The following is a 25,724-nucleotide window of genomic DNA, read 5'->3' on the forward strand; positions in this document are numbered from 1 at the left end:
TTGAATCGAGGCGGCCCGTTTTCTGTTTCCAGCTAAAGGCTGTGGGCTTTCGATTTATCTTGACTCGGGCTATCATTCAACTATCTTCGTACTTCTTCTGCAGGAGTTGAAAAATGGCCGAGAAAACAGATGATTTGAAAATGTGCCAGCTCAAGGCACAAGGGCTGATGGAAGAGATCGATCGCCGCTCCGACAAACCAGAGTTTGTTTGCGGAAAGTGCCGCGCCAAAGCAAATCGAGCCGAGGACCTGCACAACCCTCGTCCCCTGGGCAAGAACAAGCTTGACAGCTTCTGGAGTTGAGCCCCTAAAGCACAAAGGATAAAACCGTGGAGAACAAACTCGACTTTTTCCGCCAGAACGACCAGTTTGCCAAACATTGCGGCATCGAACTGCTTGATGGCCGCCCCGGTTGGGCCAAAGCAAAGATGGAGATCAAACCGATCCATCTCAACGGAGCCAAAACTGTTCATGGCGGAGCAATCTTCACCCTGGCCGACTTCACCTTCGCCGTCGCGTCCAACAGCCACGGCCAACTGGCGCTGGCAATCAATACCAGCATGTCCTTCGTCAAAGCAGCCTATGACGGCGTTCTTTTCGCCGAGGCGAAAGAACTGTCGCTGAACAGGAAGCTGGGAACTTACGAGGTTCGCATCAGCGACGAAGAGGATAGGTTGATCGCCCAGTTCCAGGGCACAGCTTTTCGCAAAGAAGAAAACCTCATCACCACCGATTCGTAAAACAAGGAGATCGACATGATTAACGCCGGCGACCTGAAACGCGGCACCGTAATGCAACTGGATGACGCGCCCTGCATCGTGCTCGACGTCACCCAGCAGTCCCCGACAGCCCGAGGCGGCAACACCCTGATAAAAACCAAGTACCGCAACCTGATCAGCGGCCAGGTGCTGCAGAAAACCTTCAAATCGGGCGACCGCATCGATGAGGCCGATTTCAACCGCCGCAAAGGCCAGTTCCTTTACGCCTCCGGCGACGGCGGCGTCTTTATGGACCAGGAATCTTACGAACAGTACGAAATCGAAGGCGACATGTACGACGATATCAAAGGCTACCTGCTGGAAGGCGGCGAAGTCTCACTTGGCGTTTTCAACGACCAGGTTGTCAGCCTCGAAGTCCCGCAGGTGGTCGAGCTGGAAGTGACCGAAACCGCCCCGGCAATCAAAAATGCGACTGCTACAGCGCAGACCAAGGAAGCGATTCTGGAAACCGGAATTTCGGTGCAAGTTCCCGGCTATCTGGAAGCAGGGGAACGGATTAAAGTCGACACCCGTGAATGCCGGTTTGTTTCACGCGCTCAATAAACGGGGACGGAAAAGCCTCTTTACTGATAGCAAAAAAACATTTTATCGGCGCGATCCTTGATTTTTTCTAACCCTATTTATAGAATGCACAAATTAGCCTCTTCTAGTTTTCATAGAGTGGGAGTGTTGCATGGCTAGAAAAATCCTCACCGGTGCTTTGCTTATATTGCTATTTTCCCCTTTCGGTGGTTGGGCACAACAAGCCGAAATGATTGCCGGTGCGGCTGCATCGACGGAAATCACTCAGCTGTTTTTTGAGCATTTCCGGCACAACTTCGCCTGTGCAGAATACGATTTCAAAGTTATGGCGACCCCAATCCGCCATAAAAGTGGTGTCCTGACCACCAACAAGTTTATCTTCGGTCGGATTGCCAACCCGCTGGAGCAGGATGAAAAATCGATGGGCAAGGAGGAGATCCTGCTCGGCAACGTTCCTGTGATCGCTGTTGTCGGCCTGGAAACTGAAGCCAACGGGATCACCCTGAAACAGCTGGAGCAGATTTACACGCGAAAAATTACCAACTGGAAAGAAGTGGGTGGCAACGACGCGCCGATCATGCTGATCGGCAAAAGCAGTGATGATGCCCTGCTCAAAACCCTGCGAAGGGAGTATCCTTTTTTCCAGACCGCCAGGTTCGACAAGATCATCAAATACGATGATGAAACTTCGAAGTTTCTGCAATCACCCGCAGGTGCTCACGCTATCGCTTTCGGCGCCATGCCGAATTTCCAACTCTACAATCATCTCCCGGTCGATGGCTTCAACGCTGCGATTTCCGTTGGCTTGGCTTACGACAAAAAAAACGCACACCTGCCGGTGGTCAAAGCAGCCAAAATGTTTGCTGCCAGCCCGGAATGGCGTGAATTACTGAAAACGATTGATGCCTTGCCGATCAATTGATTTTCCCCTTATACTCACAAGCAAGGGCGGGCTTTTTGTCCGCCCTTTTTTTATTGGCGCCAACAGAAACCAGAGAAAACCGATGACACTTGAGCAGATCATAACCCGCCTGCAGAAGTATCAACCCACGATTATTGAAAATGTCGATAAACGTCAGGCAGCGGTCGCCATGCTACTGACAGCAAATAACGGTGTTCCCGAGGTACTGTTTATCCGCCGGGCAGAATATGACGGCGATCCCTGGTCGGGCGATATCGCCTTCCCGGGCGGTGGGATTGAAGCACAGGATGCCAATGCGCAAGCGGCTGCAGAGCGGGAGACCCGGGAAGAGATCGGTCTGAGGTTACAGCGGAATACTTACCTGGGGCGGTTGGATGATTTAAAAGGGGCCTACCTGCCGGTGCAGATTTCCTGCTTTGTCTATCTGCTGGACAAAAAGCCTCAATTCAAACTGAATGGCGAAGTCGTCGACACCTTCTGGATGCCGCTAGAAGAACTACTCAGCCCGCAACGCCGCCACGAAAAAACCTTCGAATTCCGCGGCACCATGCGCACCAACCCGATTATCGAAATGGACGGTTACTGCGACCACTTCCTCTGGGGCATCACCTACCGATTGCTGGAAAACTTTTTCAATCTGCTCGGCTGCCAGCCTCAATCGCTCAGCAAAGAAGCTTTGGGGTAACTCGTAAGCAACATTCCCGTTCAATCCAGACCTGCCATAAATTCGGCGATCAAGGCGAAATACTCACGTGCGTTGACAAACATGATGTCATTATGGTTGCCCTGCGGGAAAATCTTCAGATTTTTTTTGCCGATCGCCCATTGATAAAGCCGCTGCCCATGGCTGACATCGACCAACCCGTCGTTCTGCGTGTGCATAACCAGTAGTGGCCCCGGATAGGCAGAGAGCTTCTGCTGGTGATCCAGGCGTTCGGCAACCTCGGCTTTCAATTCTTCTGCGCTGCAACCCAGTTCCTGCGGGTGCACCCGCAACAGCAGGCGCTCAAGCACGTCAGCCACACCACTTTCGATGATAAGTCCCGCCGCCTGAGGGAAACGGGCTGCAGCCTCGATAGCAAAAATGGAACCGACACTGCGGCCGAAGAAAATCAATTCAGAGGCAGGCCTGCCGAGCGCCTCAATCGTCGGCACTACGTCATCGAGCATTTTTCCCAACTGGGGCTGTCCACTCGACTGGCCGTAGCCCCGCAGCTCAGCGAGTAGAACATTGCACCCCATCTGCTGGAGGATCGCGACGAAATCACCCTGCCAGTCATCGACAATCTCGCCGTTGCCGTGAAAATGAACCAGCGTCTTTGCCTGCGGATCTATTTCATGGTAGCTGCAGGCGAGCTTGGCATCGCCACAGTCAACCCAGAAAGGGTCGGAAAAAGACCCTTGGCGAGGGAAAAAATAGCGCTCGCTGATGAACCTGTGGTTAAGCAAATCCGCCATCATTTTTCTCCTTTTATCTTCGCCCGAAGATCGAACCGAGTACACCCCGGATGATCTGTCGTCCGAGCTGGCTGCCGATAGAGCGGGCGGCGCTTTTGACCAGTGCTTCAGCTGTGCTCTGGCGGCGGGAACCGCCCCGGCTGCTGGAGCGACGCGCCATCTGCCGTTCGGCTTTTTCCTCTTCCAGTCGCGCCTTTTCCGCCGCGTCCAGTTTCTCCTGCTCGGCAGTTTTCTGCTTCAACAGTTCATAGGCCGACTCGCGGTCAACCGACTGTTCGTAAGCACTGCCTACGGGTGAACGCTGCATCATTGTCAGCCGTTCAGCTTCCGTCAAAGGACCTATCTGGCCTTCCGGCGGGGAGATCAGTGTCCGTGCGACCGGCGTCGGGCTGCCATCGTCATCAAGCACCGAAATCAGAGCCTCACCGATGCCAAGCTGGGTCACCGCAGACTCCGTATCGATATTGGGGTTGGCACGGAAAGACTGGGCGACCGCCTTGACCGTTTTCCGATCCTTCGGTGTGAATGCGCGCAGTGCGTGCTGAATTTTCATCCCCAGCTGGCCGAGGATATCCTCCGGAATATCGAGGGGACTCTGGCTGATAAAATAGATACCGACACCTTTAGAGCGGATCAGCCGCACCACTTGTTCGATTTTGTCGAGTAGGCTTTTCGGTGCATCTTCGAACAGCAGGTGAGCCTCGTCAAAAAACAGCACCAGCTTCGGCCGATCAGCGTCACCAGCCTCTGGCAGTTGCTCGAACAGCTCCGCCAGCAGCCAGAGCAGGAAAGCGGCATAGACCCGCGGGGAGCGGTGAATCAGCGTGCTGGCATCGAGCAGGCTGATAACGCCCCGACCGGAAAAATCACAATGCATCAGGTCTTTCAACTGAAGCGCCGGTTCACCAAAGAACTGTTCCGCCCCCTGTTCTTCCAGCACCAGTAAGCGCCGTTGAATTGCGCCGAGGCTACTGCCGGCGATGTTGCCATATTCGTTCCGCAACTCCTTGGCATTATCTCCCATCCAGTTGAGCATCGAACGCAGATCTTTCAGGTCGAGCAACAACATTCCTTCATCATCCGCAATATCGAAGGCGGCGTAGAGAATACCGGTCTGAGCCTCGTTCAGCTCGAGCAGGTTCGCCAGCAGCAATGGCCCCATCTCCGTGATGGTCGTTCGCACCGGGTGTCCCTGGTCATTATCGATACTCCAGAAAAGCGTCGGGCAGGGCTGTTGCCGGTACTCAGGCAGCGGAATCTTTGCCAGGCGCTCATCGATCTTCGGATGTGGTTTGCCGCTTGCGGCCAGCCCGGACAAGTCCCCTTTTACATCTGCGGCAAAAACCGGCACCCCCAGGCGTGAAAAGCCCTCAGCCAGCATCTGTAACGTTACCGTTTTTCCAGTTCCGGTGGCACCAGCGATCAGGCCATGCCTGTTGCTCATGCGCGCGAGCTGTTGTATCAGCTTCCCTTCGCTGCCCCCCAGATTGATAACCGATTCAGCCATGTCCAACTCCTCGTGAAAAATTCCCAGCTACATCCGCTCACTGATTCAGGAAAGTATAGCCGAGTTTTCTCGGTTTGAACTGCGCAACAAAAAACGGGGCAGATAATACCTGCCCCCGTTCATTACGATCCCGTTCTCGTCAGAGAACCCCCTCGTTTTCCCACTAATCCGCGTCGAAAACCATCTGCGTCGCATCACTGCCAGGCAGAACCATCGGGAACGAGTAGGTATCGGGATGAATCGGCACCTCGACGACGACAGGGCCTGGAATATCCATCGCCTGCTGCAGAACCGACTGCAGATCTTCCTGCCTTTTGACATACAGGGCTTTCACGCCAAACCCCTCGGAGACCTTACAGAAGTCGACATGGTTGCCAAGGTCGGTCGAAGCATAGCGGCTGTCCAGCAGAAGGCGTTGAAATTGGCGCACCATGCCCAATTTTCCATTATTGAGGATGATACATTTCACCGGGATATTGTATTGCGCACAGGTTGCCAGTTCCTGGCAATTCATCTGGAAAGCACCGTCACCGTTGATGGCGAAAACAGCCCGCTCGGGGCATCCCATCGCAGCCCCCATTGCCGCCGGCAGGGCATAACCCATGGTCCCGAGTCCGCCGCTGGTAATGTACTGACGCGGGCCGGCAAACGGCAGATAGTTGGCTGTCCACATCTGCGACAAACCGACATCGGATGCAACCACCGGCTGATCTCCAGCAATGGCATGGATCGCTTCCATAACTTCGTGAGGAACAATGTGATCCCGTTCGGGGCGAGGCAGCGGCGCTTTTTCCTTGTAGGACGCGATATCTTCAAACCAGCTGCTACGATCTTTCGGCTCGATCAATTCGGTCAGAGGCTCCAGGGCTTCGGCGGCATCGCAAACGATCGGCAAGCCGCCCTGCACCACTTTACGGATACTGGTCGGATCGATATCAAAATGGATGATTTTTGCTTTGGGTGCAAAACTTTCCACGTTGCCGGTCACCCGGTCGTCAAAGCGAGCGCCGATGGCAATCAGGCAATCACACTCACTGACCGCCATATTCGCATACCAGGCGCCGTACATACCGAGCATCCCGATCGACAGGGGGGAGTCCGGGTCCATGATACCGACCCCCATCAGGGTGTGGGTGACTGGAAGGTTCCCCTTTTCGGCCAGCGCCCGCAACTTGTCGGTCGAATTCGACAGGGTGATGCCACCACCAGCGTAGATCAGCGGCCGCTTGGCCTTATTGATCATCGCGGCAGCTTTCTGGATCTGTTTCAGGTTTAAGGAAGGCTTTTCCTGGTAACCCCGTCGCTTGGCCGGTTCTGACTCCACCGGTTTGATCTTTGCTCCGATCACATCACTCGGCAGGTCGACCAGTACCGGCCCCGGGCGTCGCGTGCGGGCGATATAAAAGGCTTCGTGAATGATTTTTGCCAAATCATTGATATCGGTGACAACATAGTTGTGCTTGGTGATCGGCCGGGTAATCCCGACCATATCGGCTTCCTGAAAAGCATCGTTGCCGATTGCAGCGGTCGGGACCTGGCAGGTCAGAGCAACCATCGGGACAGAATCCATGTAAGCAGTGGCTATCCCGGTGACCAGGTTGGTAGCGCCCGGTCCGGAGGTCGACAAGCAGACACCAACCTGCCCGGTGGTCCGTGCATAACCGTCAGCCGCATGTGCAGCCCCCTGCTCATGGCGAACCAGGATATGCTTGATATCCGGATCGTCCATCAACTCATCGTGAACCAGCAGGGAACGCCCACCCGGATAGCCGAAAATGGTACTTACCCCTTCTTTCTTCAGGCATTCAAGTAGAATCTGTGCTCCAGTCTTCATCTCAATCTCCTCAAATAAAAAAACAGGCCGCGGTTGCTTGCCCCGCGGCCTGTTCAATCTATGTGAACAAAGAGCGCCAGGCTTGCTGACCCGCGCTCCCTTTCGATTCTCAACCGAACCAAGGTCACCGCGAGCCGTCAGTTGACGACCACCACTACGACGACCAGCAGCAGGTTTATGTTCAAAAAAGCTCGAAACATTGTTTTAACTCCTTGGCCGCTGAATTTAACTGAGGCACTCATGAGTGTCAACAGAAAAGATCGCCTTTTCAGTCAACAATTGGTCTGACCAAACAAGACTCAAATCAACGCAGCCAATTGCGGGAAATCAGCGTAAACCTTCGCCGCAGTTTCCGGCAGATCTTTCAGCATGCAAAAGTCACTGAAATCGAAACCGGGTGCCACGGTGCAACCTACCAGCGTATAATCGCCACAACTTTCTCCAGCCTGCCAATAGTTGGCTGGAACAAGGTGCTTAAAACAGCCGACCTCGGCATCAAGCTGATGACTGCTGCAGGTCGACAAGTCAGGGCTGAGCTGATGCAATTTCAGCGGTGCCCCTTCGTACAGGTTCCAGAGTTCATCGTGGGCCACCCGGTGCCAGCGGCTGATTTGCCCTGCTGATAGCAGAAAATAGATATCGGTCATCGCGGCACGGAGTTCTTTAACGCTCTCGGACTGCACCTGCAGCCCGCTACGGTAGACTTCACGATAGTAGCCGCCCTCTGGGTGAGGTTGCAGTCCAAGCTGATCGATCAGTTGTTGTGCGCGGAGATGCATGGTAAAACTCCTGGGAATTTTATTGGAGAATTCCTTTGACCATATCAGAACAACAGCTTGTCTGCACCCGTCCTTTCGAGTGGTTTGAAATCCACCCGGACGGCAGCGTCTTTCTCTGCTGCCCGGCCTGGCTGAAACGACCGATCGGTAACCTGCTGCGACAGAGCATCGATGATATCTGGAACGGACCGGTCGCACAGGAAATTCGTAAAAGCGTCAGTAACGGCAGCTTCCACAACTGCAGCGCAAAACGCTGCCCGCATTTGCTCAACAGAACAGCCCCGGTCAAGTGCATTGATGAGGTCGCAGATGACGAGCTCAAAGTGGCTATCGCCGCTAAAAAAGGAAAAGTCTCATTTTTACCACGCCAACTCAACCTCTGCTTCGACCACAGCTGCAATCTTGCCTGCCCCAGCTGTCGCAATAAAATTCAACAAGCCAGCGGACTCGAGTTGCAACGCGCGCAGCGCATCAGCCAGATTCTGCAGCAGAAGCTGATCCCTCACGCTCACCACATCACGTTGAGCGGATTCGGTGATCCTTTTGCCAGTCCAACCTATTACAATCTTTTGCGAACCTTTAATCAGCGTGATTTCCCCGAATTGCAGCAGGTACGATTGCACACAAACGGCCAACTCCTGACAAAGCAAATGTGGCAGAGCCTGCCCGACCTGCCGCCCCTCGTCAGTGAGATTGAAATCTCTCTCGATGCCGCGACCGAGCAAAGCTATCGGCTTAACCGGCCGGGAGGGGATTTCCAACGGCTGCTGCAAAATCTCGACTTCCTGAAAACAACGGGTTGTCGATTGACCCTGAGTATGGTCGTACAACAGAACAACCGTCATGAAATCAGCCTTCTCGGCAACCTTGCGGAAAAGCTGGGAGCAACTCTCTATTTGAGCAAATTGGTCAACTGGGGAACGTTCAGCCGACAGGAATATCAGCGTCGTGCCGTTCATCTCAGCAACCACCCGGAGCACGCCGACTTTGTCATCCAGCTGCAGCAACTGGACAAATCAGCAACCCGTTTCGGCAATCTTTCCCCTTTGCTGAAACCCTAAAAACTGTTGCTATAATTACATTAATATTTTCCGGAACCATTCAGAGGGATGAAACCGAGGCCAGGTATGTATGAATATCGATAAAACACGAGAAGAGTTGCGAGCCAGCCGGGAGCAACTGGAATTTGCCCTGCGTGGAGCCAACAGCGGTATCTGGGACTGGTTCCCGCAGGAAAATAAAATTTATTTTGATGACAATTACTACAAAATCTCCGGCTATACCCCGCATGAATTTCCCTGTGCCTATGAAGAATGGCAAAACCGAGTTCATCCGGAGGATATTGATCAGGTTCTCGAAGCGATTTCACAAACCATAGACGGTAAAAACGAAGGATTCACAACCAAGTTTCGGTTTAAGAAAAAAAATGGTGACTGGATGTGGATTCTCGGCCAGGGCAAAGTCATTACTTACGATGCTGACGGCGCGCCGGTCCGCATCGCAGGAATGCACACCGATATTGACGAAAGTAAAAAGGGCGAGCTCGCTCTTAAAAACAGTGAAGCACGCTTAGCCAGTATTTTGCGGGTCGCTCCGACCGGAATCGGCGTCACTTTAGACCGTGTTATCCACAGGCCTAATCGCAGGTTTTGCGAGATGACAGGATACAACGCGGAAGAGCTGGAAGGGCTGCCGGCTCGCAAACTCTACCTGACAGAAGAAGTGTTTGAGTGGGTCGGTCGAGAAAAGTATCGTCAGATTAGTCACCATGGAACCGGCACCGTCGAAACCCAGATGGTGCGAAAAGACGGAAGCTTGTTCGACGTGCTGCTCAGTTCTACGCCGATAAACCCTGACAATCTGGGCGAAGGCATAACGTTTACAGCTCTCGACATCACCGACCGAAAACAGGCTGAAAGAAACCTGCGGGAGAGCGAAGAACATTTACGCACCATTCTTAACTCAATCGGCGACGCCGTTATCGCCACCGATTTCCAGCAGAAGATCATCAACCTCAACCGGGTGGCGGAAAAATTAACCGGCTGGTCAGAGAATGAAGCGCTGGAGCAAAATCTCAAAGATGTTTTCCAACTCGCTGATCCGGAAGACGGCAAACCGATAAAGAATTTTGTCCATCACCTTCAGACCTCGGACGCACATACGGCCAAACTGCGCCATGCGCAGTTGAAAATGAAAAACGGCGGCGAACACCAGGTCGCCTGCTCTGCTTCACCGATCAAAGATACCGAAGGGAGCGTAAAAGGGACTGTCCTGGTTTTCCGCGACATCGGCGAAGAACTGCGCCTTCACAGCGATTTACAAAGAATACAAACCCTGGAGAGTATCGGCATCCTTGCCGGGGGGATTGCCCACGATTTCAACAATATTCTCATGGGGTTATTCGGCAACATCACCATGGCCAAGCGCAAGCTGGACACGGAGCATCCTGCATTCAAGAATCTGGAAAAAGCTGAAAACAGTGCGGAACGGGCTAAAAACCTGACCGGAAAGCTTCTCACCTTTGCCAAAGGCGGTGAGCCGATTCGTGATCATGTCAGCCTGACAGAGCTGATGAAAGATGTCGTGCTCTTCGACCTGACCGGCAGTAACGTTAAAGCGATCTTTGACATACCTTCAGATCTCTGGACCGCTGACGTGGACAAAGGCCAGATCCAGCAGGTTTTTTCCAACCTGACCACCAACGCCAACCAGGCGATGCCGGACGGCGGAAAGCTCTTCATCAACCTGCAGAACTACGACAACACTGACGGTAAAATTAAAAACCTGTCTCCCGGAAAATATCTGAAAGTATCAGTTAGAGACACGGGAACAGGTATAAACAAACAAGACCTCGGAAAAATTTTCGATCCATATTTCAGCACAAAACAAACCGGCAGCGGTTTGGGTCTGGCAACGGTTTACTCGATTATCCATCGCCACAAAGGTCAAATAGAGGTCGATTCGAGCCCTGGCCAAGGCACCACTTTCACCCTATTGATTCCTGCGAGCGACAAAACTCCGGTAGAAGGAGATAACAAGCCAAAAGCAACCCGCCGAAACAGCGTTGACAGTGCTCGTATTCTGGTGATGGATGACGAATTGGTTATCCTTGATCTGGTTTCCGAGATGCTGGAAAGCTTGGGCCACAAAGTAGAAACAGCAACCGATTGTGAAAAAACTTTACGCAGATACCGGCAGAATGAGTTTGACCTGCTGATCCTCGATCTGACCATTCCTGGTGGGCCTGGTGGATTAGAGACGCTGAAAGAAATCCATGCTATCAATTCGCAGGCCAAAGCATTGGTCGCCAGCGGATACGCCGAAGACCCGGTAATGTCCCGCTACGAAGAGTACGGTTTCAAAGGGGTGGTCTGCAAACCCTACAGCATTGAAGAACTGCAGCATGCGATCGAAACAGCGCTGACTGGCTAGCAAGCTAAATTACAGACGATTCGCCAGTGGCACCAACCTCTGGTAATCAGAATATTGCAAGCTCGTCTCCCAGTGCCCACTCATCATCCCGATCAATACGCCACCCGAAAAGAGGAAGAGTACCAGCAAGGCAAAGCTCCAGCCTGGCAATGGACGTTTCCAGAAGGCGATATTCAATGTCTCTTTTTCCGGGCAATGAGTGACACAGGTGAGACACCCGGTGCACTCTACAGAGCAAACGTATTTTTTATTTTGCACATCGATCTGCGCCGGGCAAGCCCGACTGCAGGCGCCACAATTGGTACAGCTCTGTTGATTCCGAACTATCCGCAGCGGGCTGAAAAAGCTGAAAAGGCCATGCAGCGCACCATAAGGGCAAAGATAACGACACCAGAAATTCTGATAAAAGACCGACAACACGGTCAATACGGCAATCACTGCCAGGCTTGTTGGTGACATACGGGTGAAGAAGTGTAGCATTTTGATGTCTGCCATTGACCAGTAAGGAGCTTGCAGAAAGCCTTTCAGCGCCATGCTCGGCATATCGAGCAGCACCAGTTTGATGAAAAAAAACAATAGCCCGTATTTCGCCACGCGGAATAGCAAATCAAGCCAGCGCCAGATGCGGAAGTTTTTACCAAAAACTTTTCGCCCCAGCTTCCACAATCCCTCAGACAAGGTTCCGACCGGACAGAGCCAGGAACAAAATGATTTTCGTGCAAACAGTGCCATAGCGAGAAAGGTGAGAAACAGCACCAGCGCGGCCGGATGGACATGATCGAAATAACCACTGGTGAGCCAGGCTTTCAAACTGACGAGGGCTCCGATCGGCAGAAAACCTTCAACCCCGGGCGGACGCGGATAATAAGCGGTCTGGCCAAGCAGTTCAAAATGACGCACGAAGAGCGCAAACTGCACACCAAGAAAGAGACACCAACCAAGAAAAGCCCACTGAACGAGCAAGCGCCAGCGGACCACATTGTTCCAACCAGTCAAAAATTTCATGATTCTGTTATCAATCAACCTTATCTGAATATTCTACCAACTCGCCGCTGGCTGCCCGTATCAGCAGGCGATCACCTTCACGAACAACGTCGTCCGGTACCAACGGCACCTTCCCTTTCCCTCCAGGGAGATCTATAACATAATAAGGGTTTGCCAAGCCCGACACTGGGCCACGCAGATTTTTTATGATATTGAGGCCAGTATTAATGGAAGTCCTAAAATGTTCACCGCCCCGCACCAGATCCATCTGGTGCAAGTAATACGGACGTACCCGCATTTTCAGCAAGCCACGAAAAAGATCAGCGATAATCTGCGGGCGATCATTCACCCCACGCAACAGGACCGTCTGGTTACCGAGGACAATTCCGGCATCGGCCAGCCTGGAACAGGCCGCAGCAGATTCAACAGTCAACTCACGTGGGTGGTTGAAGTGTGTATTCAGATAGATCGGCGCAAAACGCTGCAATATTTGACAGAGCTTACCGGTAATCCGCTCCGGCAAAGTTACCGGTACCCGGCTGCCTATGCGAATCATCTCAACATGAGGGATCGCATGTACTCTTGCCAACAGGTCAGCCAGCACAGGATCTGGTAACAAAAGGGGATCTCCTCCGGAAAAAATGACATCGCGAATTTCCGGTGTTGCCGCAATATAGTCGATGCCGTCGCGCAACTCCTTGAAACTGAGTGACAACTCGCGGCAGCCGACTTTACGTTTGCGGGTACAAAAGCGACAGTAGGTGGCACAACTGCTGGAGACAAGAAAAATGACCCGATCCGGATAGCGATGAATCACTGCCGGGACAGGAGACAGATCCTCCTCCCCGAGGGGATCGACCAGACCGGCATCATCCAACTCACGCAGATCAGGGACAGACTGCAGCCAGATAGGATCCCCCGGCTGTTCAATTAGGCGTAGATAGTGAGGAGAAATGCGCATTGGATAGCGCTCTGCAACCTGCCGCAACGGGGCCGGATCGAGACGAAAATATTCCGCTAACTGCTCCGGTGTGCTGATGCTGTCTTTCAGACTTTGCTGCCAGTTTTCCGTCGCCATCAATCCTCGCGATCTTCCGGCAACGACTGGCGGTAACGCAGCATCCAGGTGGAAATCATCAACAGCATCAGCCCGGCATCGCGCCAGAGTGCGTGCAGCGGCTTGGTCTTGCTCTCCGCATCGGGGTTAAAGCAGCCACAATCAATATCAAGCCCGCGAGCAATAGTGTAACTGAGCAAAAGCATAAAAATCAGATTCAACCCGAACAAAACCAGCACTGCCGGCCGCACCCGCTGATTCAGCAGCAGCATGGCACCACATAAAAACTCGATGTAAGGCAGTGTGGCGGCAACAACGAAATTCCATGCGTAGGGTAAAATCTGGTAGTTGGCCACCTGGCCGGCAAAAGCGACCGGGTCAGCCCCCTTGATGTAACCCGCATAAATAAATGTACCTGCCAGCACCAGGCGACTGACATGATAGATAACCGCTGAAAGCTTTTCCTTCATAGTCCCTTCTCCAGCGGCCGCCCAGCGTCCCGCCATTCGGGATAACCACCTTCGTAGGCGAGAACATCCTGATAGCCAGCGTTCAGAAGAAAAACACCGAGATCGAAAGAGTCAGGACAACCGAAGCCATTGCAATACAGGATCAGCGTTCGATCTTTGGGTACTTGTTGCATAAAGTCTTCAAGCTTGGTTTCGGCATCCCCAATCGGATACGAAATAGCACTCTTCAGGTGCCCGGCTTTGTAATCTTCATTATTTCTAGCATCGACCAGCAAAGCCCCCTCAGCTAACAGGTCATCGATCTCCTCCATATCGACCGGGTCGGGGTAAAGCAGATCAGTCACTGCACCACCGGTAGAATTACCGTCAGCGGTCTTCTCGACAGAGGTAGAAACCGACTTACCTGCAAAGGAGTTCATCACCATCTGGTAATTGACCATCAGCCCAAAGGCGAAAGCGACCGTGGTGATAATACAGGCCTCCAGCAGGATGCGTTTCATCGTCGGCGAGAGGTGAAGGTCACTCATCCGGCGACTCCAGCATTTCCGGTGACAGGCTCTTCACCATCTCCCGCAGTATCCGGTTTTCTTTCTGCAGCTGATCGATACGCAGGTTGCAATCGGTGACCACTTCGTTCAACTCATCAATCAGTTGTGCCTGATGGCTGAAACGGATTTCCAGCTCGGTTATACGTTCTTCGACTTCTTCCAACATGACAATCTCCAGACGGAAAATTCTGTCAAGTTATAACGCCGCGGCCCCCTTCTTGCCAACTCTCTTTTATTTCTCTAATCATGCCCTTTGCAAATCCTTACTGATTCGCTAAACTTAGCAGCAACGTATGTTCGTAGTTCCTTTTTACGCACCACTCCTCACAGGCAAGAGAGAATCAATTTTGGTACGGCTATTTCTGCTGAACATAATCCTGCTCTGTCTTTTTACAAGCTCTGCTGTTTCTGCTCCACGAATAGAACTGGTCGAGCAACTTGGCGAAAAAATCCCCCTTGATCTGAGCTTTGTAAATTCAGCTGGCGAAAATGTCCAGCTACGCCAACTGATCGATCGACCGACACTAATCGTTCCTGTCTACTACGAATGTCGCAGCGTCTGCAATTTCATGCTGGGTGGCTTGTCGCAAGTGCTTCCTGACGTCAAGCTGGTGCCGGGGGAAGATTACGAAATCATCGCCTTAAGCTTCGACCCCGAAGAAACAGTGGAGCTTGCCAAACACAATAAGAAAACCTACCTGACAGCAATACAGGAACCTTTCCCGGAAGGCGCCTGGCATTTTCTGACCGGTACACAGGAAAATATTTTGCAGCTGACAGACGCCGCCGGGTATTATTTTGCGAAGGAAGGCAAGGAGTTCCTGCACCCCGTAGCCACCTTTGTGGTAACTCCGGACGGAACCATCGTCCGCTACCTTATCGGGCAACGATTCATGCCCCTCGACCTGACCATGGCCCTCTACGAGGCGAGTGAAGGCCGCATCGGCACACCGATCCGCAAGGCCCTGGAATACTGCTTTACTTACGACCCGGAAGGGCGTCGTTATGTTTTTAACCTGCTGCGAGTCAGTGGCACTGTCATCCTGCTGACTCTCGGTTCCTTTATGCTGTTCCTTATCCTCAGCGGTAGAAAGAAGAAGAAATGAGTCAGACCTCAACATATACCGGTTTCTGGAAGGAAAGCCCACGTTCCGGCATTCTCGGCTGGCTGCTGTCGACCGATCACAAGCGGATCGGCATCATGTACCTGGGCTGCATCGTCACCATGTTCCTGGTCGCTGTCTGCCTGGGGCTGGCGATTCGACTGGAGCTGATCGCACCGGGACCGACGATCATGGGACCACAGACTTACAACGCAACATTCACGGTCCACGGCATCATCATGATCTTCCTCTTCATCATCCCGAGCATTCCGGCGGCTTTTGGTAACCTGATCATGCCGATCCAGATCGGTGCGCGGGATGTCAGCTTTCCCAAGCTGAACCTGCTCTCCTGGTATTTTTACGTCATCGGCGCGATTCTGGCCCTGCTTGCTATTTTCTCTGGCGGCGGCGCACCTGATACCGGCTGGACCTTCTACGTCCCCTTCAGCACCCAGACCACGACCAACGTCAACCTGGCGGCCTTCGCAGCATTCATGCTCGGCTTTTCCTCGATCCTGACCGGGATCAACTTTGTCACCACCATCCACCGGTTGCGCGCTGAAGGAATGGGCTGGGGACGGCTACCACTGTTCGTCTGGACCCTCTACGCTACAGCCTGGATTCAGGTGCTGGCAACGCCGATGCTGGGAATCACCCTGGTACTGGTGATTCTCGAGCGGACCTTTGGCGCAGGCTTATTCGATGCCGCGCGGGGCGGCGATCCGATCCTGTTTCAGCATCTATTCTGGATCTATTCACACCCGGCGGTTTACATCATGATCCTGCCGGGAATGGGGGTCATTTCGGAGGTTATTCCGACGTTTGCCCGTAAGCCACTGTTCGGCTACTGGGCGATGGCGCTCTCCTCGCTGGCGATCGCTTTCGCCGGATCACTGGTCTGGGCACACCACATGTACGCCAGCGGCATGAGCGACTTTGCCGTTCTGGTGTTCTCCTTTTTGACTTTCATCGTCGCGATTCCAAGCGCGATCAAGATATTCAACTGGATTTCCACCCTCTACAAAGGCTCTATCCAGCTGGCACCACCGATGCTTCACTCCCTCGCCTTTATTTTCAACTTTGCCATCGGCGGCCTCGGCGGCCTGGCGCTGGGAGCGGCAGCAGCCGATATCCACCTGCACGACACCACCTTCGTCGTCGGCCACTTCCACTACACCATGTTCGGCGGCACCGGTTTCGCTTTTTTCGCCGCCCTGCACTACTGGCTGCCGAAATTCACCGGCCGCATGTATCAGCACAAACCGGCGCTGGTGGCCTGGGCGCTGCTCTTTGTCGGCTTCAATATCACCTACATGTCGATGCAGGCGGTCGGCATCCAGGGCATGCCACGACGCTATTACGATTACCTGCCAGAGTTCACGACGCTTAACCAAGTAGCAACTTTCGGTTCCTGGATACTGGCTGTCGGCCTGGTGATGATGTTCGTCAACCTGTTTCTCGGATGTCGTGCCGGTGACCCGGTCGGTAAAAACCCCTGGGGCGCAGCGACGCTCGAATGGGATATCCCTTCACCGCCACCGATGGACAACTTCGGCCCGAAAGATCCGGTCGTCAGCAAAGGCCCTTATGACTACAAAGGAGTGGTAGCCGATGAGTATTGAGCATCGCGACGACACCGGCGCCCGCTTCGGCATGTGGCTGTTCCTCTATACCGAAGTGATCCTGTTCAGCGGGCTGTTTATCATTTACGCGGTTTCACTGACCAATTACCCGGCCGAGTTCAGCCAGGCCAGCAACAAGCTGAACGTTTACTTCGGCGGGGCCAATACCATTGTGCTGCTGACCAGCAGTTTAACGATCGCGCTGGCGATCAGCGCCATCCAGATGGGGCGTAAGAAGCAGTGCCTGCAGCTTTGCTGGGTCACTATTGCCCTGGCGATCGTCTTTCTGATCAACAAGTATTTCGAGTGGTCGGCAGAAATCAGTCACGGCATTTACCCCGGTTCGGAGCATCTGGCCGAGATGGGGGCAGGAATCACCGTTTTTTTCAACCTCTATTATTTCACTGCCGGCCTGCATGGGTTGCACGTTCTCATCGGCGCCACCCTGATTGCAGTGGTTGCGGTGATGACGGCAAAAGACAAGGTGACCAGCGATCGTTACACCCTGCTGGAAAACAGCGCTCTCTACTGGCACCTGGTCGACCTGGTATGGATTTTCCTGTTCCCGCTCTATTACCTGATCCTATGAGGTGAACCCATGTCCGAAGAAAAACACGCACCGGTTCCCTACCGGACATTCATCAACATATGGCTCGCACTGATCGGGCTGACAGTCGTAACAGTCGTGGTCTCACGCTTCGATCTGGGCGCCCTGAACATCTGGGTCGCGCTGCTGGTTGCTTCGGTCAAGTCGAGTCTGGTCATTTTCTTTTTCATGCACCTGCGGCAGGAATCGAAACTCTTTAAAATCGGCCTGTTGGTGATGCTGACGATACTGGCGATTTTTATCGGCATGACCTTCTTTGATGTGCTCTATCGTTAGGAGAGATCGTGAACGCACTGGCGAATAATCCGACGGCCCAGGCTGTCGATAACGTTCTGATTTACATTTTCGGTTTTTCGCTGATTCTGCTGCTCGGAATCACCGTCGTCACCGTCTGGCTAGTGATCAAATATCATCGCTCGAAGCACCCGGAACCAACCTCCGAGGTTTCCCACAGCATCTTGCTGGAAACCATCTGGACCCTGCTGCCAACATTGATCGTGCTGACCATGTTCTGGTACGGCTGGACCAACTATACCGGCCTGCGCGAGGTGCCGGAAGGCGCACTTGAGGTTAAAGCGACGGCGCGGATGTGGTCCTGGACCTTCGAATACCCGGACGGCCAGCGGGCCAGCAAGCTTTATGTGCCGGTCGGCAAACCGATAAAAGTGCAGCTGATTTCAACTGATGTGCTGCATAGCTTCTTCGCCCCGGCCTTCCGCATCAAGCGGGACACGGTCCCCGGCATGGAGACCTACATCTGGTTCGAAGCAACAGAACCAGGCAGCTACGATATCTTCTGCGCTGAATATTGCGGGGTCGGGCATGCAGATATGACGACTAGTATCGAGGCTTTGAACGAAGCAGATTTCGCCGCCTGGCAGCAGCCGAAAGCAACGGGCGGAGAAGCGCGTGGCCTGGCAGTGATGAACGAACTCGGCTGCGTCGGCTGCCACAGCCTCGATGGTAGCGAGGGGATTGCACCCAGCCTCTTCCAGCTGGCCGGGCAGAAGAGAAATCTCGCCAGCGGCGGAGAAATCACCATCAACGCCGAGTACCTGAAACGTGCGATCCGCGACCCGAATGCGGAAGTGGTGGCAGGATACGACCCGATGATGCCGGCCTACGATGAAAACACAATGAACGATGCAGATCTGCAGGCCGTGGTCGATTACCTGCTCGGCAAGGTGCAGAAACCGGTTGCGCCGAAAATCGACGCCCGTGCACTGCTGGAAAACAACGGCTGCATCGGCTGCCACTCAAACGACGGTAGTGAGTCGATCGCGCCGACCTTCAAAGGACTCGGCAGCCGGCAGGTGACAATTATCCGCGACAACGAAGAGAAAACCATTAAAGTCGATGCGGCCTACCTGCGGCAGGCGCTGCTCAACCCAAACAAAGAGCTGGTCAAAGGTTTCCCGGCGATTATGCCCTCGGCCGATTACCTGTCGGACGAAGAGATCGATGCGCTGGTGCAGTACCTGCTGCAGCAATAGAGACAAAGCACTATGGCAAAACTGCAAACTACGACAATTCCGCTCAACCAGCTGCTGCTGCGACTGAATGATCTGCGCCTTCTGACCCGCGCTGAACTCTCCGGAATGGTGGCCTTCGCGGCACTGACCGGGAACCTGTTCGGCGCTCAGCGCTGGTCGCTGGAAAGCTTTCAGGTGTGCTTTGCTGTGCTGCTTTTAGCCGCTGGATGCTCGGCACTGAACCAGTGGCAGGAGCGGGATCTTGACGCTCGCATGCAGCGGACCCGTAACCGGCCTCTCCCCGCGGGCACCCTGCCCCCTTCAGCCGCCCTTTTCTTGACCGCTGTTTTGCTCGTTTGCGGTCTGCTTTTGCTGGCCTTTTTGCCATCACAACTGCCACTGCTGCTCGGTCTTTTGGCAATCATCTGGTACAACGCCATCTACACGCCGCTTAAGCGAGTGACGGCATTTGCTGCCCTTCCGGGGGCGATCTGCGGCGCGCTACCACCATTAATCGGCTGGACGGCTGCCGGCGAATCGCTGCTTGATGTCAAAATCATCAGCCTGTTTATTACCCTGTTCCTCTGGCAGGTTCCCCACAGCTGGCTGCTGCTCTGCCATTACCGCAAAGATCTGCAACTGAGCGGCCTGCCAAACCTGTTTACGACCTTTTCAACGCAACGGTTGATGCGCATCAATAGCTACTGGTTGCTGGCGCTGCTGTTCTGCTATCTGCAGTTTCCACTTTTCGGCTACCTCGGTTCTGCTTCTTTCCGCGCAGTTTTTCTCGCCGGGCTGGCAGCGATCGGTCTGGCAATTTTCAGCGAGAGTCGACAAAAACAACCGAAAGCCAAAAAACTCTTCCACCTGACCAACTTATCGATGACCCTCCTGCTTCTTTTACTGTTACTCGACAACAGCTTTGCGGGGTTTTAAGATACGTATTCCCTTGACAGTAAAACCAGCAAATTTTAGCTTGTAAAATTAATCGATTACCTGACTTAAATATTCACTGCTGGGGTTTCTTCCAATGCGTTTCGCGACTTTACTCGCAGGACTCCTTTTCACACTGACATGTGCGAATGCCCCACTGGCCGACGACACCAAACAGATGGTCGCCGGGGCCGGGCCTTCAACGGCAGTCGCCCAGCTGTTTTTTCAGTTTTTAAGCAAAAAGCCGGAAGCAGCCGACTACCACTTCTACGTCCCGGCCACATCGGCAAAGCATGCAGGTGGCATAAAAAACAGTGATGACTACCTGTTTGGAAGGATCGGGCGCCCGTTCAACGCGGAAGAAAAGAAACTGGGCAAAATTGAACTGTTTCTTGCCAAAGTTCCCTTTGTCTTTGTCATTGGACCGAAAGTCGGCCTGAACAGGTTAACCCTCGACCAGGTTGCAGCGATCTTTCTCGGCAGGATCGAAAACTGGAAAGACCTGGGAGGCCCGGACACCGCTATCAAAGTGATCGGCCGCGAATCGTCTGAAGCCTTCTTTGCCGCGCTGAAGGCAGCGTACCCCCAATTCAGCAACTCCAGTTTCGACCTGATCCTGAAGAGAGACAACGAAGTTGTTGATTACCTGAAAACCGATGATGGGGCCTACTCCATCGCTTTTGGCTCCAAACCGAACTTTTCTTTCATCAACATCCTCGATGTCACCGACTTTGAGATCGGTGTCAACATCGGGCTGACTTACGATCAGAAAAATGCAGACCACAAAGTTGTCAAAGCTGCCCGGCGTTTCGCGGAATCAACGGAATGGCGAGGTGGTTTATCAATGCTTGGCCTGCTGCCGGCTGATTTGTAACAAGATTCTTTTTTCATTCGATAAATTTGGCGGGCTTGCCCGCCTTACCCGTTTTGGAGGTAGATTATGCAATACTTCGCACTGACCATTATCGGGCGCGATCGCCCCGGGATCGTCTCCCAGGTCACGGAAATTCTCTATCGTGACGGCTTCAATATTGCCGACTCAAGCTGCTCGATTCTCGGTGGTCAATTCTCCATGATCCTGATCATCTCCAACCCGAAAATCACCAGTAAAGAACAGTTTGCCGACGACTTTGCCAAGCTGGAAGAGAGCAACCTGTCGGTTTTCATCCGCACCCTGAAGCCGGGTGGCGAAGAACGCCCTGAGCTTGAAGGCCATCTCTGCATGATTTCGGTTTACGGCGCTGACAAACCAGGAATTGTCTACCAAGTGGCAAAGGAACTGGGTGACCGTCAGATCAACATCACCGACCTCAACACCAAACTGATTGGCGATGAAAAGCGCCCGGTCTACGTCATGATGATCGAAGCCATCCTGCCGGACGAGGTCGAGATCGAAACGGTCGAGAGTTGGATGGTGGAACTGAAACAGAAGCTGCAGGTCGATATTTCAGTCCGCTCACTGCTGGCCGTGGAGTTATAAAAGAACGATGGCTGTTAAAGAAGTACTGGTTTATCCCGACCCGCGCCTGAAAGAAATGTGCGCGCCGGTTGATGATTTTGACGATTCAGTCCGCCAACTGCTGCAAGACCTGGTCGATACCATGATTGACGCCGGCCACTCGGTTGGTGTTGCCGCACCGCAAATCGGCGACTTGCGCCGCGCCGTGGTGGTCGATGTCTCGAAAAGCAAGCTGGGGAAAAAGCAGGTGAACCACGGGCTGATGCAGATGGTCAACCCGAAGATCATAGAAACCGAGGGCAGCCAGGTCGTCCGCGAGGGCTGCATGTCTGTCCCGGACTACACCGGCAACGTCACCCGCGCTGAAAAGATCGTCGTGCAGTATCTGGATGAGAACGGTGATTTCAAAGTCGTTCCGTCTGAAGGGTTTGAAGCGATCGCCATTCAGCATGAACTGGACCACTTGGACGGCCACCTTTTTCTCGACCGGGTCTCAAGCTTGAAAACCGACCTGTTTCGCCGTAAGCAGAAAAAATAGCGGCAGCACAGGCAGGCAGCTAATACGTTTGTATTAATATCGAAAGTTGATAGAATAATCGAAGAACCCATTCCTACTATGATCTAAACGTAAACATCAAAATTATCGGGGCTGTATGGAAGAAACCTTAACGGCAGCGACAATTCAGGCGAAGGAAGAGCGGAGGAAGCTCAAGCTCGCCCAATTGATCTTTCGAATTGCCGTTATCTTCCTGTTCCCAATGGCAGCGATTGCCTACGCTCAAGGAAACCTCCGGCTGGCCATCGCTGACATCATCTGCCTGGCGATCATGGCATCGCTATTGATATTGCAGACGAAGGGGAAGGATCCGCGACTGATTGTCTACTCTGGCTCTGTCTTCTTTTCCCTGTTTTGCCTTTTCCTTTTCTTTACCGGTGGCGTGGATAACAGCGCCTATGTCTGGTTTTACGTATTCCCGCTGATTTCATCTTTTCTGCTGGGTGCGAAACGAGGCGCGATTACAGCATCGGCCTTGCTGGCAATCGCCTTGCTCTACACACTTTTCCCCGCTGCAATGCCAGAAGGTTTCGCCACCTACTCGAGCTCCCTGATGCTACGGTTTTTCCCGTCCATGCTGGTGGTTATCTTTTTTGCTTACCTGGCAGAGAAATCGCGTGAGCAATCCTATGCGGAATTGATGCAGATGGCGGATCAGCTGGTGGCAGAAAAACAAAAGGCAGAGCAGGCGACAACTGCAAAATCTGCTTTTCTGGCAAACATGAGCCATGAAATCAGAAATCCAATGGCTGCGATCATCGGTATGAACGAAATTCTTCTCAAAACCGACCTGACGGAGAGGCAACGCAAATTGCTCGATGTCGTGAAAAAGTCCTCTGACAGCCTTCTCGCCCTGCTGAATGACATTCTCGATCTGTCAAAGATCGAGGCAGGCCAGCTTGCCATCGACAAGCATGATTTCCGGCTGTCCGAGTTACTCAGTTCACTCTATGAGACAACTGAGCTGTCTGCCCGTGAAAAAGGCCTGACTTTGCACATACAGCATAACCTGCAAGGGCTGCCCGACAAGCTCTGCGGCGATGAATTGAGATTACGCCAGGTGTTACTGAACCTCATCAGCAACGCTATCAAGTTTACCCATCATGGAAGTGTCGACCTGCTTGTTCGCGAGCTGACGGCCTCTGAAAAACAGATCAGGCTAGAATTCAGCGTGACCGACACAGGTATCGGCATTCCTCCTGAGAACCAGGATCTTATTTTTGCCAGTTTCAACCAGTCTGATTCCTCGACCGTACGGCGCTATGGTGGTTCAGGTCTTGGATTGACAATCTGCAAGCAACTGGTCACGCTTATGGGGGGAAAGATATCTCTGACAAGTGAAAAGGACAAAGGCTCGACCTTCACTTTCGACATACTGCTGGAGCAAGCGAGCCAGGATGAGTCCGAAACGCATACCGACAGTGTCAGCAAAACCGATCAGGCTTTCAACTTCCTGGTTGCGGAAGATAACCTGATCAATCAGGAGCTGATCAAAACGATCCTGGCAGAAAGGGGACATCGGGTTCGAACGGCTATTAACGGTGAGAACTGCCTGGAGAAGCTGGCCGAAAACCCCTGCGATATCCTCCTGATGGATATCCAGATGCCGGGCATGGACGGGCTCAGTGCCTGCCGTATCATAAGAGATGCCGAGCGCGGGCAACTGGCACACCCCTCACTACCGAGCGACCTGCAAGCACAGCTCAATCAGCAGCTCGCAAACAGGCGGACCCCCATCAGCGCCATTACCGCCAATGCCATGAAAGGGGATCAGGAAGAATGCCTGCAGGCCGGGATGGATGAATACCTGACCAAACCCTTCACCAGCAAACAGCTGTACAGGCTGCTGGACAAAATCATGATCGATTTCAGTTCTTCGCTGCCGGGTAAGCTTCCTGCAGCAGCCGCGACAGAGCAATCGCTGCAGGGGACAGGGAGCGGCCACGCAGGCTAGCCAGCCAGAACTTCCTTTCAACCCGCATACCACCAACAGAAACCTGCCACAGGTCACCAGCTTCCAGCTCGTGGCGCACAGACAATTCTGAAACAAATGCACAACCGAAACCGGAGAGGACGACTTGTCGAACGCCCTCATTACTGCCAAGTCGAGCTGCTATCTGCAACTGCCCCGTATCAAAATTAATCCGCTGCAGCTCCCGTAATAATGCCTGTTCACTACCGGAACTTTTCTCCCGGACCACCATTGGCTGCTGCGTCAGATCGTTTAAAGAGATCATCCCTTTGCCATACCAGGGATGCTTTCTGCCGACAATCAGGACCAGGACATCACTGCCAAGCGGCAGGAATTCGAGCTTTTTGTTATCCGAGCGACCACCGACGACGGCGAGCTCCACTTCCGCACTCAGCAGGCTCTGCAGAACCGTCTGGCTGTCGCCGCTCTGCATATTCAAAGAGACGCCAGGATAAGTTTGGGCCAGGCGGGGGAGAATCTCTGGTATCAGGTGATTTGCAGGGATGTTGCTTGCCCCGATCAACAAATCTCCTTCCGACAGACCATTGAAATTTGCCATCCCCTGATAAAGTTGATCGCGCTCCGCCAGAATCCGCCGAGCGTGACGCAGAAACACCTCGCCGCCCGGCGTCAGCAACGCTCCCTGCTGGGTTCGGTCAAACAATCTGGTGTCGACCTCATCCTCGAGGGCCGCAATGTGTTGGCTGACTGTTGATTGGGTCAGGCAGATAATTTCAGCACCGCGGGAAAAACTCCCGGTTTCGGCAACAGCAACAAAAAGATCAAGCTGGCGCAGATTCATAGTTCCTCCATCGATAAAAACGATCAACATGATCGTTTTTATAAAAAATATCCATTTGACCAAATCTGGTCAAGCCACATATATATCTGTACCCGTTCATAATCTATTTTCACAGCCACATGAGAGGAAAGAAAAATGAAAAAATCTTTTTTGCTGCTTTTAATCGTCCTGTTCTGCCTTCTTTCGCCAGCCTGGGCCGGATCCTACCAGTACATCTCTTCTGCCGACACGCGAGATAACTTGAACAACAAGGTGCCGATGGCTTTAATCGATATTCAGGTTGAAGAAGAATTCAACCAACACCATCTACCGAACGCGTTGGCAACCTATGCCTACCCGGTCAAATCTGACGCAGACAAAAGCAGGATTGACGCGTTTCTGCCTCAACTGAAGGAATCTTCAGAGATCGTCGTCGTTGTCTGCCCGCGCGGCGGTGGTGGAGCCAAACGCGCCTATGATCATCTGGAGAAGCAGGGGATCGCATCTGAACGCCTATTCATCCTCGAAAAAGGGCAGCAAGGCTGGCCTTACCCGGAGCTGCTTGCACAGAAATAGAACTACCGGCGCAGGCTTTTTTTTGAGAACAGTTGCTGTCACGTCCTAAAATACGTTGACAGTTTTTTCCTAAGCCACCTCCCCCATGGAGGTGGCTTTCTTATGTACTTCTTCCGGTGTTTGCATATTCAAACTAAGGTGTGGCCGTAAGCGGTTGTAAATAGCGACCGATTCTCGAACCAGGCCTTTCAGCTCTTGCAAATTACGGCATTTGTGGAGCAGAAACTCTTGCTTCAATATGCCGTTCACCCTTTCAGCCAAAGCATTCTGATAACAATCGTAACCATCTGTCATTGATGGCGTTATGCCATGACGCTTCAGTTCTTGCTGATAGACCCCTGAGCAATACTGT

At 53.0% G+C, this 25,724-nt stretch carries 29 protein-coding genes; 18 read left to right on the forward strand and 11 right to left on the reverse strand.

The window, feature by feature from the left end; genetic code table 11:
* Positions 1-113 precede the first annotated feature (113 nt).
* The 5 genes from BUB13_RS12010 to BUB13_RS12030 all read left to right on the forward strand — a co-directional run bounded on the left by BUB13_RS12010 (position 114) and on the right by BUB13_RS12030 (position 2,907).
* Positions 114-302, forward strand: coding sequence for a hypothetical protein (locus tag BUB13_RS12010; RefSeq protein WP_072909008.1), 189 nt, complete (start codon positions 114-116; stop codon positions 300-302).
* Positions 303-328: 26 nt separating this feature from the next.
* Positions 329-739 (forward strand): PaaI family thioesterase, encoded by a 411-nt coding sequence (locus BUB13_RS12015; protein ID WP_072909009.1) that lies wholly within the window; start codon positions 329-331, stop codon positions 737-739.
* A gap of 15 nt (positions 740-754) precedes the next feature.
* A complete protein-coding gene (locus tag BUB13_RS12020; RefSeq protein ID WP_072909010.1) occupies positions 755-1,321 on the forward strand; it encodes an elongation factor P in 567 nt (188 codons plus the stop codon).
* Between the two features lie 130 nt (positions 1,322-1,451).
* Entirely contained in the window at positions 1,452-2,222 is a 771-nt protein-coding gene (locus tag BUB13_RS12025) for a substrate-binding domain-containing protein (protein WP_072909011.1), read from the forward strand.
* 82 nt (positions 2,223-2,304) lie between these two features.
* The gene (locus BUB13_RS12030) at positions 2,305-2,907 is read left to right on the forward strand and encodes an NUDIX hydrolase (RefSeq protein WP_072909012.1); all 603 of its coding nucleotides are present in this window, start codon (positions 2,305-2,307) and stop codon (positions 2,905-2,907) included.
* A 20-nt stretch (positions 2,908-2,927) separates the two neighbouring features.
* Here BUB13_RS12030 and BUB13_RS12035 read toward each other — a convergent pair whose 3' ends face one another.
* The 4 genes from BUB13_RS12035 to BUB13_RS12050 form a co-directional block, all read right to left on the reverse strand.
* Positions 2,928-3,680 (reverse strand): alpha/beta hydrolase, encoded by a 753-nt coding sequence (locus BUB13_RS12035; RefSeq protein WP_072909013.1) that lies wholly within the window; start codon positions 3,678-3,680, stop codon positions 2,928-2,930.
* A 13-nt stretch (positions 3,681-3,693) separates the two neighbouring features.
* Entirely contained in the window at positions 3,694-5,187 is a 1,494-nt protein-coding gene (locus BUB13_RS12040; RefSeq protein ID WP_072909014.1) for a helicase HerA-like domain-containing protein, read from the reverse strand.
* A gap of 163 nt (positions 5,188-5,350) precedes the next feature.
* Positions 5,351-7,021, reverse strand: a complete 1,671-nt coding sequence (gene ilvB / locus BUB13_RS12045) for a biosynthetic-type acetolactate synthase large subunit (protein WP_072909015.1) — start codon at positions 7,019-7,021, stop codon at positions 5,351-5,353.
* A 299-nt stretch (positions 7,022-7,320) separates the two neighbouring features.
* Entirely contained in the window at positions 7,321-7,800 is a 480-nt protein-coding gene (locus BUB13_RS12050; RefSeq protein WP_072909016.1) for a cupin domain-containing protein, read from the reverse strand.
* Between the two features lie 35 nt (positions 7,801-7,835).
* Here BUB13_RS12050 and BUB13_RS12055 point away from each other — a divergent pair, with 35 nt between their 5' ends.
* Complete coding sequence (locus tag BUB13_RS12055) at positions 7,836-8,861, forward strand: radical SAM/SPASM domain-containing protein (protein ID WP_072909017.1); 1,026 nt, start codon at positions 7,836-7,838, stop codon at positions 8,859-8,861.
* Between the two features lie 70 nt (positions 8,862-8,931).
* Positions 8,932-11,232 carry a PAS domain-containing hybrid sensor histidine kinase/response regulator gene (locus tag BUB13_RS12060; protein ID WP_072909018.1) on the forward strand — a complete coding sequence of 767 codons (2,301 nt, stop codon included), beginning with the start codon at positions 8,932-8,934 and terminating at the stop codon, positions 11,230-11,232.
* 9 nt (positions 11,233-11,241) lie between these two features.
* Here BUB13_RS12060 and BUB13_RS12065 read toward each other — a convergent pair whose 3' ends face one another.
* From BUB13_RS12065 to BUB13_RS12085, 5 genes are read right to left on the reverse strand one after another with little or no spacing between them, the layout of a single operon-like run.
* Complete coding sequence (locus tag BUB13_RS12065) at positions 11,242-12,237, reverse strand: 4Fe-4S binding protein (protein ID WP_072909019.1); 996 nt, start codon at positions 12,235-12,237, stop codon at positions 11,242-11,244.
* A 10-nt stretch (positions 12,238-12,247) separates the two neighbouring features.
* A complete protein-coding gene (locus tag BUB13_RS12070; RefSeq protein ID WP_072909020.1) occupies positions 12,248-13,294 on the reverse strand; it encodes a KamA family radical SAM protein in 1,047 nt (348 codons plus the stop codon).
* Entirely contained in the window at positions 13,294-13,743 is a 450-nt protein-coding gene (locus tag BUB13_RS12075; protein WP_072909021.1) for a MauE/DoxX family redox-associated membrane protein, read from the reverse strand. Before BUB13_RS12075 ends, BUB13_RS12070 begins: the two co-directional genes overlap by 1 nt.
* The gene (locus BUB13_RS12080) at positions 13,740-14,270 is read right to left on the reverse strand and encodes a rhodanese-like domain-containing protein (protein ID WP_084092058.1); all 531 of its coding nucleotides are present in this window, start codon (positions 14,268-14,270) and stop codon (positions 13,740-13,742) included. Before BUB13_RS12080 ends, BUB13_RS12075 begins: the two co-directional genes overlap by 4 nt.
* Entirely contained in the window at positions 14,263-14,457 is a 195-nt protein-coding gene (locus tag BUB13_RS12085) for a SlyX family protein (RefSeq protein ID WP_072909022.1), read from the reverse strand. The genes BUB13_RS12080 and BUB13_RS12085 overlap by 8 nt, the downstream gene beginning before the upstream one ends.
* A 181-nt stretch (positions 14,458-14,638) precedes the next feature.
* Between BUB13_RS12085 and BUB13_RS12090 the strand changes: the two genes are divergently transcribed.
* The 10 genes from BUB13_RS12090 (at position 14,639) to BUB13_RS12135 (ending at position 23,997) form a co-directional block, all read left to right on the forward strand.
* Positions 14,639-15,397 carry an SCO family protein gene (locus tag BUB13_RS12090; RefSeq protein ID WP_139249372.1) on the forward strand — a complete coding sequence of 253 codons (759 nt, stop codon included), beginning with the start codon at positions 14,639-14,641 and terminating at the stop codon, positions 15,395-15,397.
* Positions 15,394-17,016 carry a cytochrome c oxidase subunit I gene (locus BUB13_RS12095; RefSeq protein ID WP_072909024.1) on the forward strand — a complete coding sequence of 541 codons (1,623 nt, stop codon included), beginning with the start codon at positions 15,394-15,396 and terminating at the stop codon, positions 17,014-17,016. The genes BUB13_RS12090 and BUB13_RS12095 overlap by 4 nt, the downstream gene beginning before the upstream one ends.
* Positions 17,006-17,605 carry a cytochrome c oxidase subunit 3 family protein gene (locus BUB13_RS12100; protein WP_072909025.1) on the forward strand — a complete coding sequence of 200 codons (600 nt, stop codon included), beginning with the start codon at positions 17,006-17,008 and terminating at the stop codon, positions 17,603-17,605. Before BUB13_RS12095 ends, BUB13_RS12100 begins: the two co-directional genes overlap by 11 nt.
* A 9-nt stretch (positions 17,606-17,614) precedes the next feature.
* Positions 17,615-17,899, forward strand: a complete 285-nt coding sequence (locus BUB13_RS12105) for a cytochrome C oxidase subunit IV family protein (protein WP_072909026.1) — start codon at positions 17,615-17,617, stop codon at positions 17,897-17,899.
* Between the two features lie 8 nt (positions 17,900-17,907).
* The gene (gene coxB, locus BUB13_RS12110) at positions 17,908-19,116 is read left to right on the forward strand and encodes a cytochrome c oxidase subunit II (protein WP_072909027.1); all 1,209 of its coding nucleotides are present in this window, start codon (positions 17,908-17,910) and stop codon (positions 19,114-19,116) included.
* Positions 19,117-19,128: 12 nt separating this feature from the next.
* Entirely contained in the window at positions 19,129-20,031 is a 903-nt protein-coding gene (locus BUB13_RS12115; RefSeq protein WP_072909028.1) for a protoheme IX farnesyltransferase, read from the forward strand.
* 94 nt (positions 20,032-20,125) lie between these two features.
* Positions 20,126-20,902, forward strand: coding sequence for a PstS family phosphate ABC transporter substrate-binding protein (locus tag BUB13_RS12120; protein WP_072909029.1), 777 nt, complete (start codon positions 20,126-20,128; stop codon positions 20,900-20,902).
* Between the two features lie 66 nt (positions 20,903-20,968).
* Positions 20,969-21,508 (forward strand): glycine cleavage system transcriptional repressor, encoded by a 540-nt coding sequence (locus BUB13_RS12125; RefSeq protein WP_072909030.1) that lies wholly within the window; start codon positions 20,969-20,971, stop codon positions 21,506-21,508.
* A gap of 7 nt (positions 21,509-21,515) precedes the next feature.
* Positions 21,516-22,025, forward strand: coding sequence for a peptide deformylase (gene def / locus BUB13_RS12130; protein WP_072909031.1), 510 nt, complete (start codon positions 21,516-21,518; stop codon positions 22,023-22,025).
* Positions 22,026-22,140: 115 nt separating this feature from the next.
* Positions 22,141-23,997 (forward strand): ATP-binding protein, encoded by a 1,857-nt coding sequence (locus BUB13_RS12135; RefSeq protein WP_072909032.1) that lies wholly within the window; start codon positions 22,141-22,143, stop codon positions 23,995-23,997.
* Here BUB13_RS12135 and BUB13_RS12140 read toward each other — a convergent pair.
* The gene (locus BUB13_RS12140; RefSeq protein ID WP_072909033.1) at positions 23,912-24,817 is read right to left on the reverse strand and encodes a selenium metabolism-associated LysR family transcriptional regulator; all 906 of its coding nucleotides are present in this window, start codon (positions 24,815-24,817) and stop codon (positions 23,912-23,914) included. The two genes, BUB13_RS12135 and BUB13_RS12140, sit on opposite strands and share 86 nt — an antisense overlap.
* Before the next feature lie 135 nt (positions 24,818-24,952).
* Between BUB13_RS12140 and BUB13_RS12145 the strand changes: the two genes are divergently transcribed.
* A complete protein-coding gene (locus tag BUB13_RS12145; protein WP_072909034.1) occupies positions 24,953-25,372 on the forward strand; it encodes a rhodanese-like domain-containing protein in 420 nt (139 codons plus the stop codon).
* Positions 25,373-25,441: 69 nt separating this feature from the next.
* Here BUB13_RS12145 and BUB13_RS12150 read toward each other — a convergent pair.
* Positions 25,442-25,724: integrase core domain-containing protein (locus tag BUB13_RS12150; RefSeq protein ID WP_139249373.1), on the reverse strand; the 283-nt coding region annotated here is incomplete at its 5' end.

The sequence above is a fragment of the Malonomonas rubra DSM 5091 genome (assembly GCF_900142125.1).
GTDB lineage: Bacteria > Desulfobacterota > Desulfuromonadia > Desulfuromonadales > Geopsychrobacteraceae > Malonomonas > Malonomonas rubra.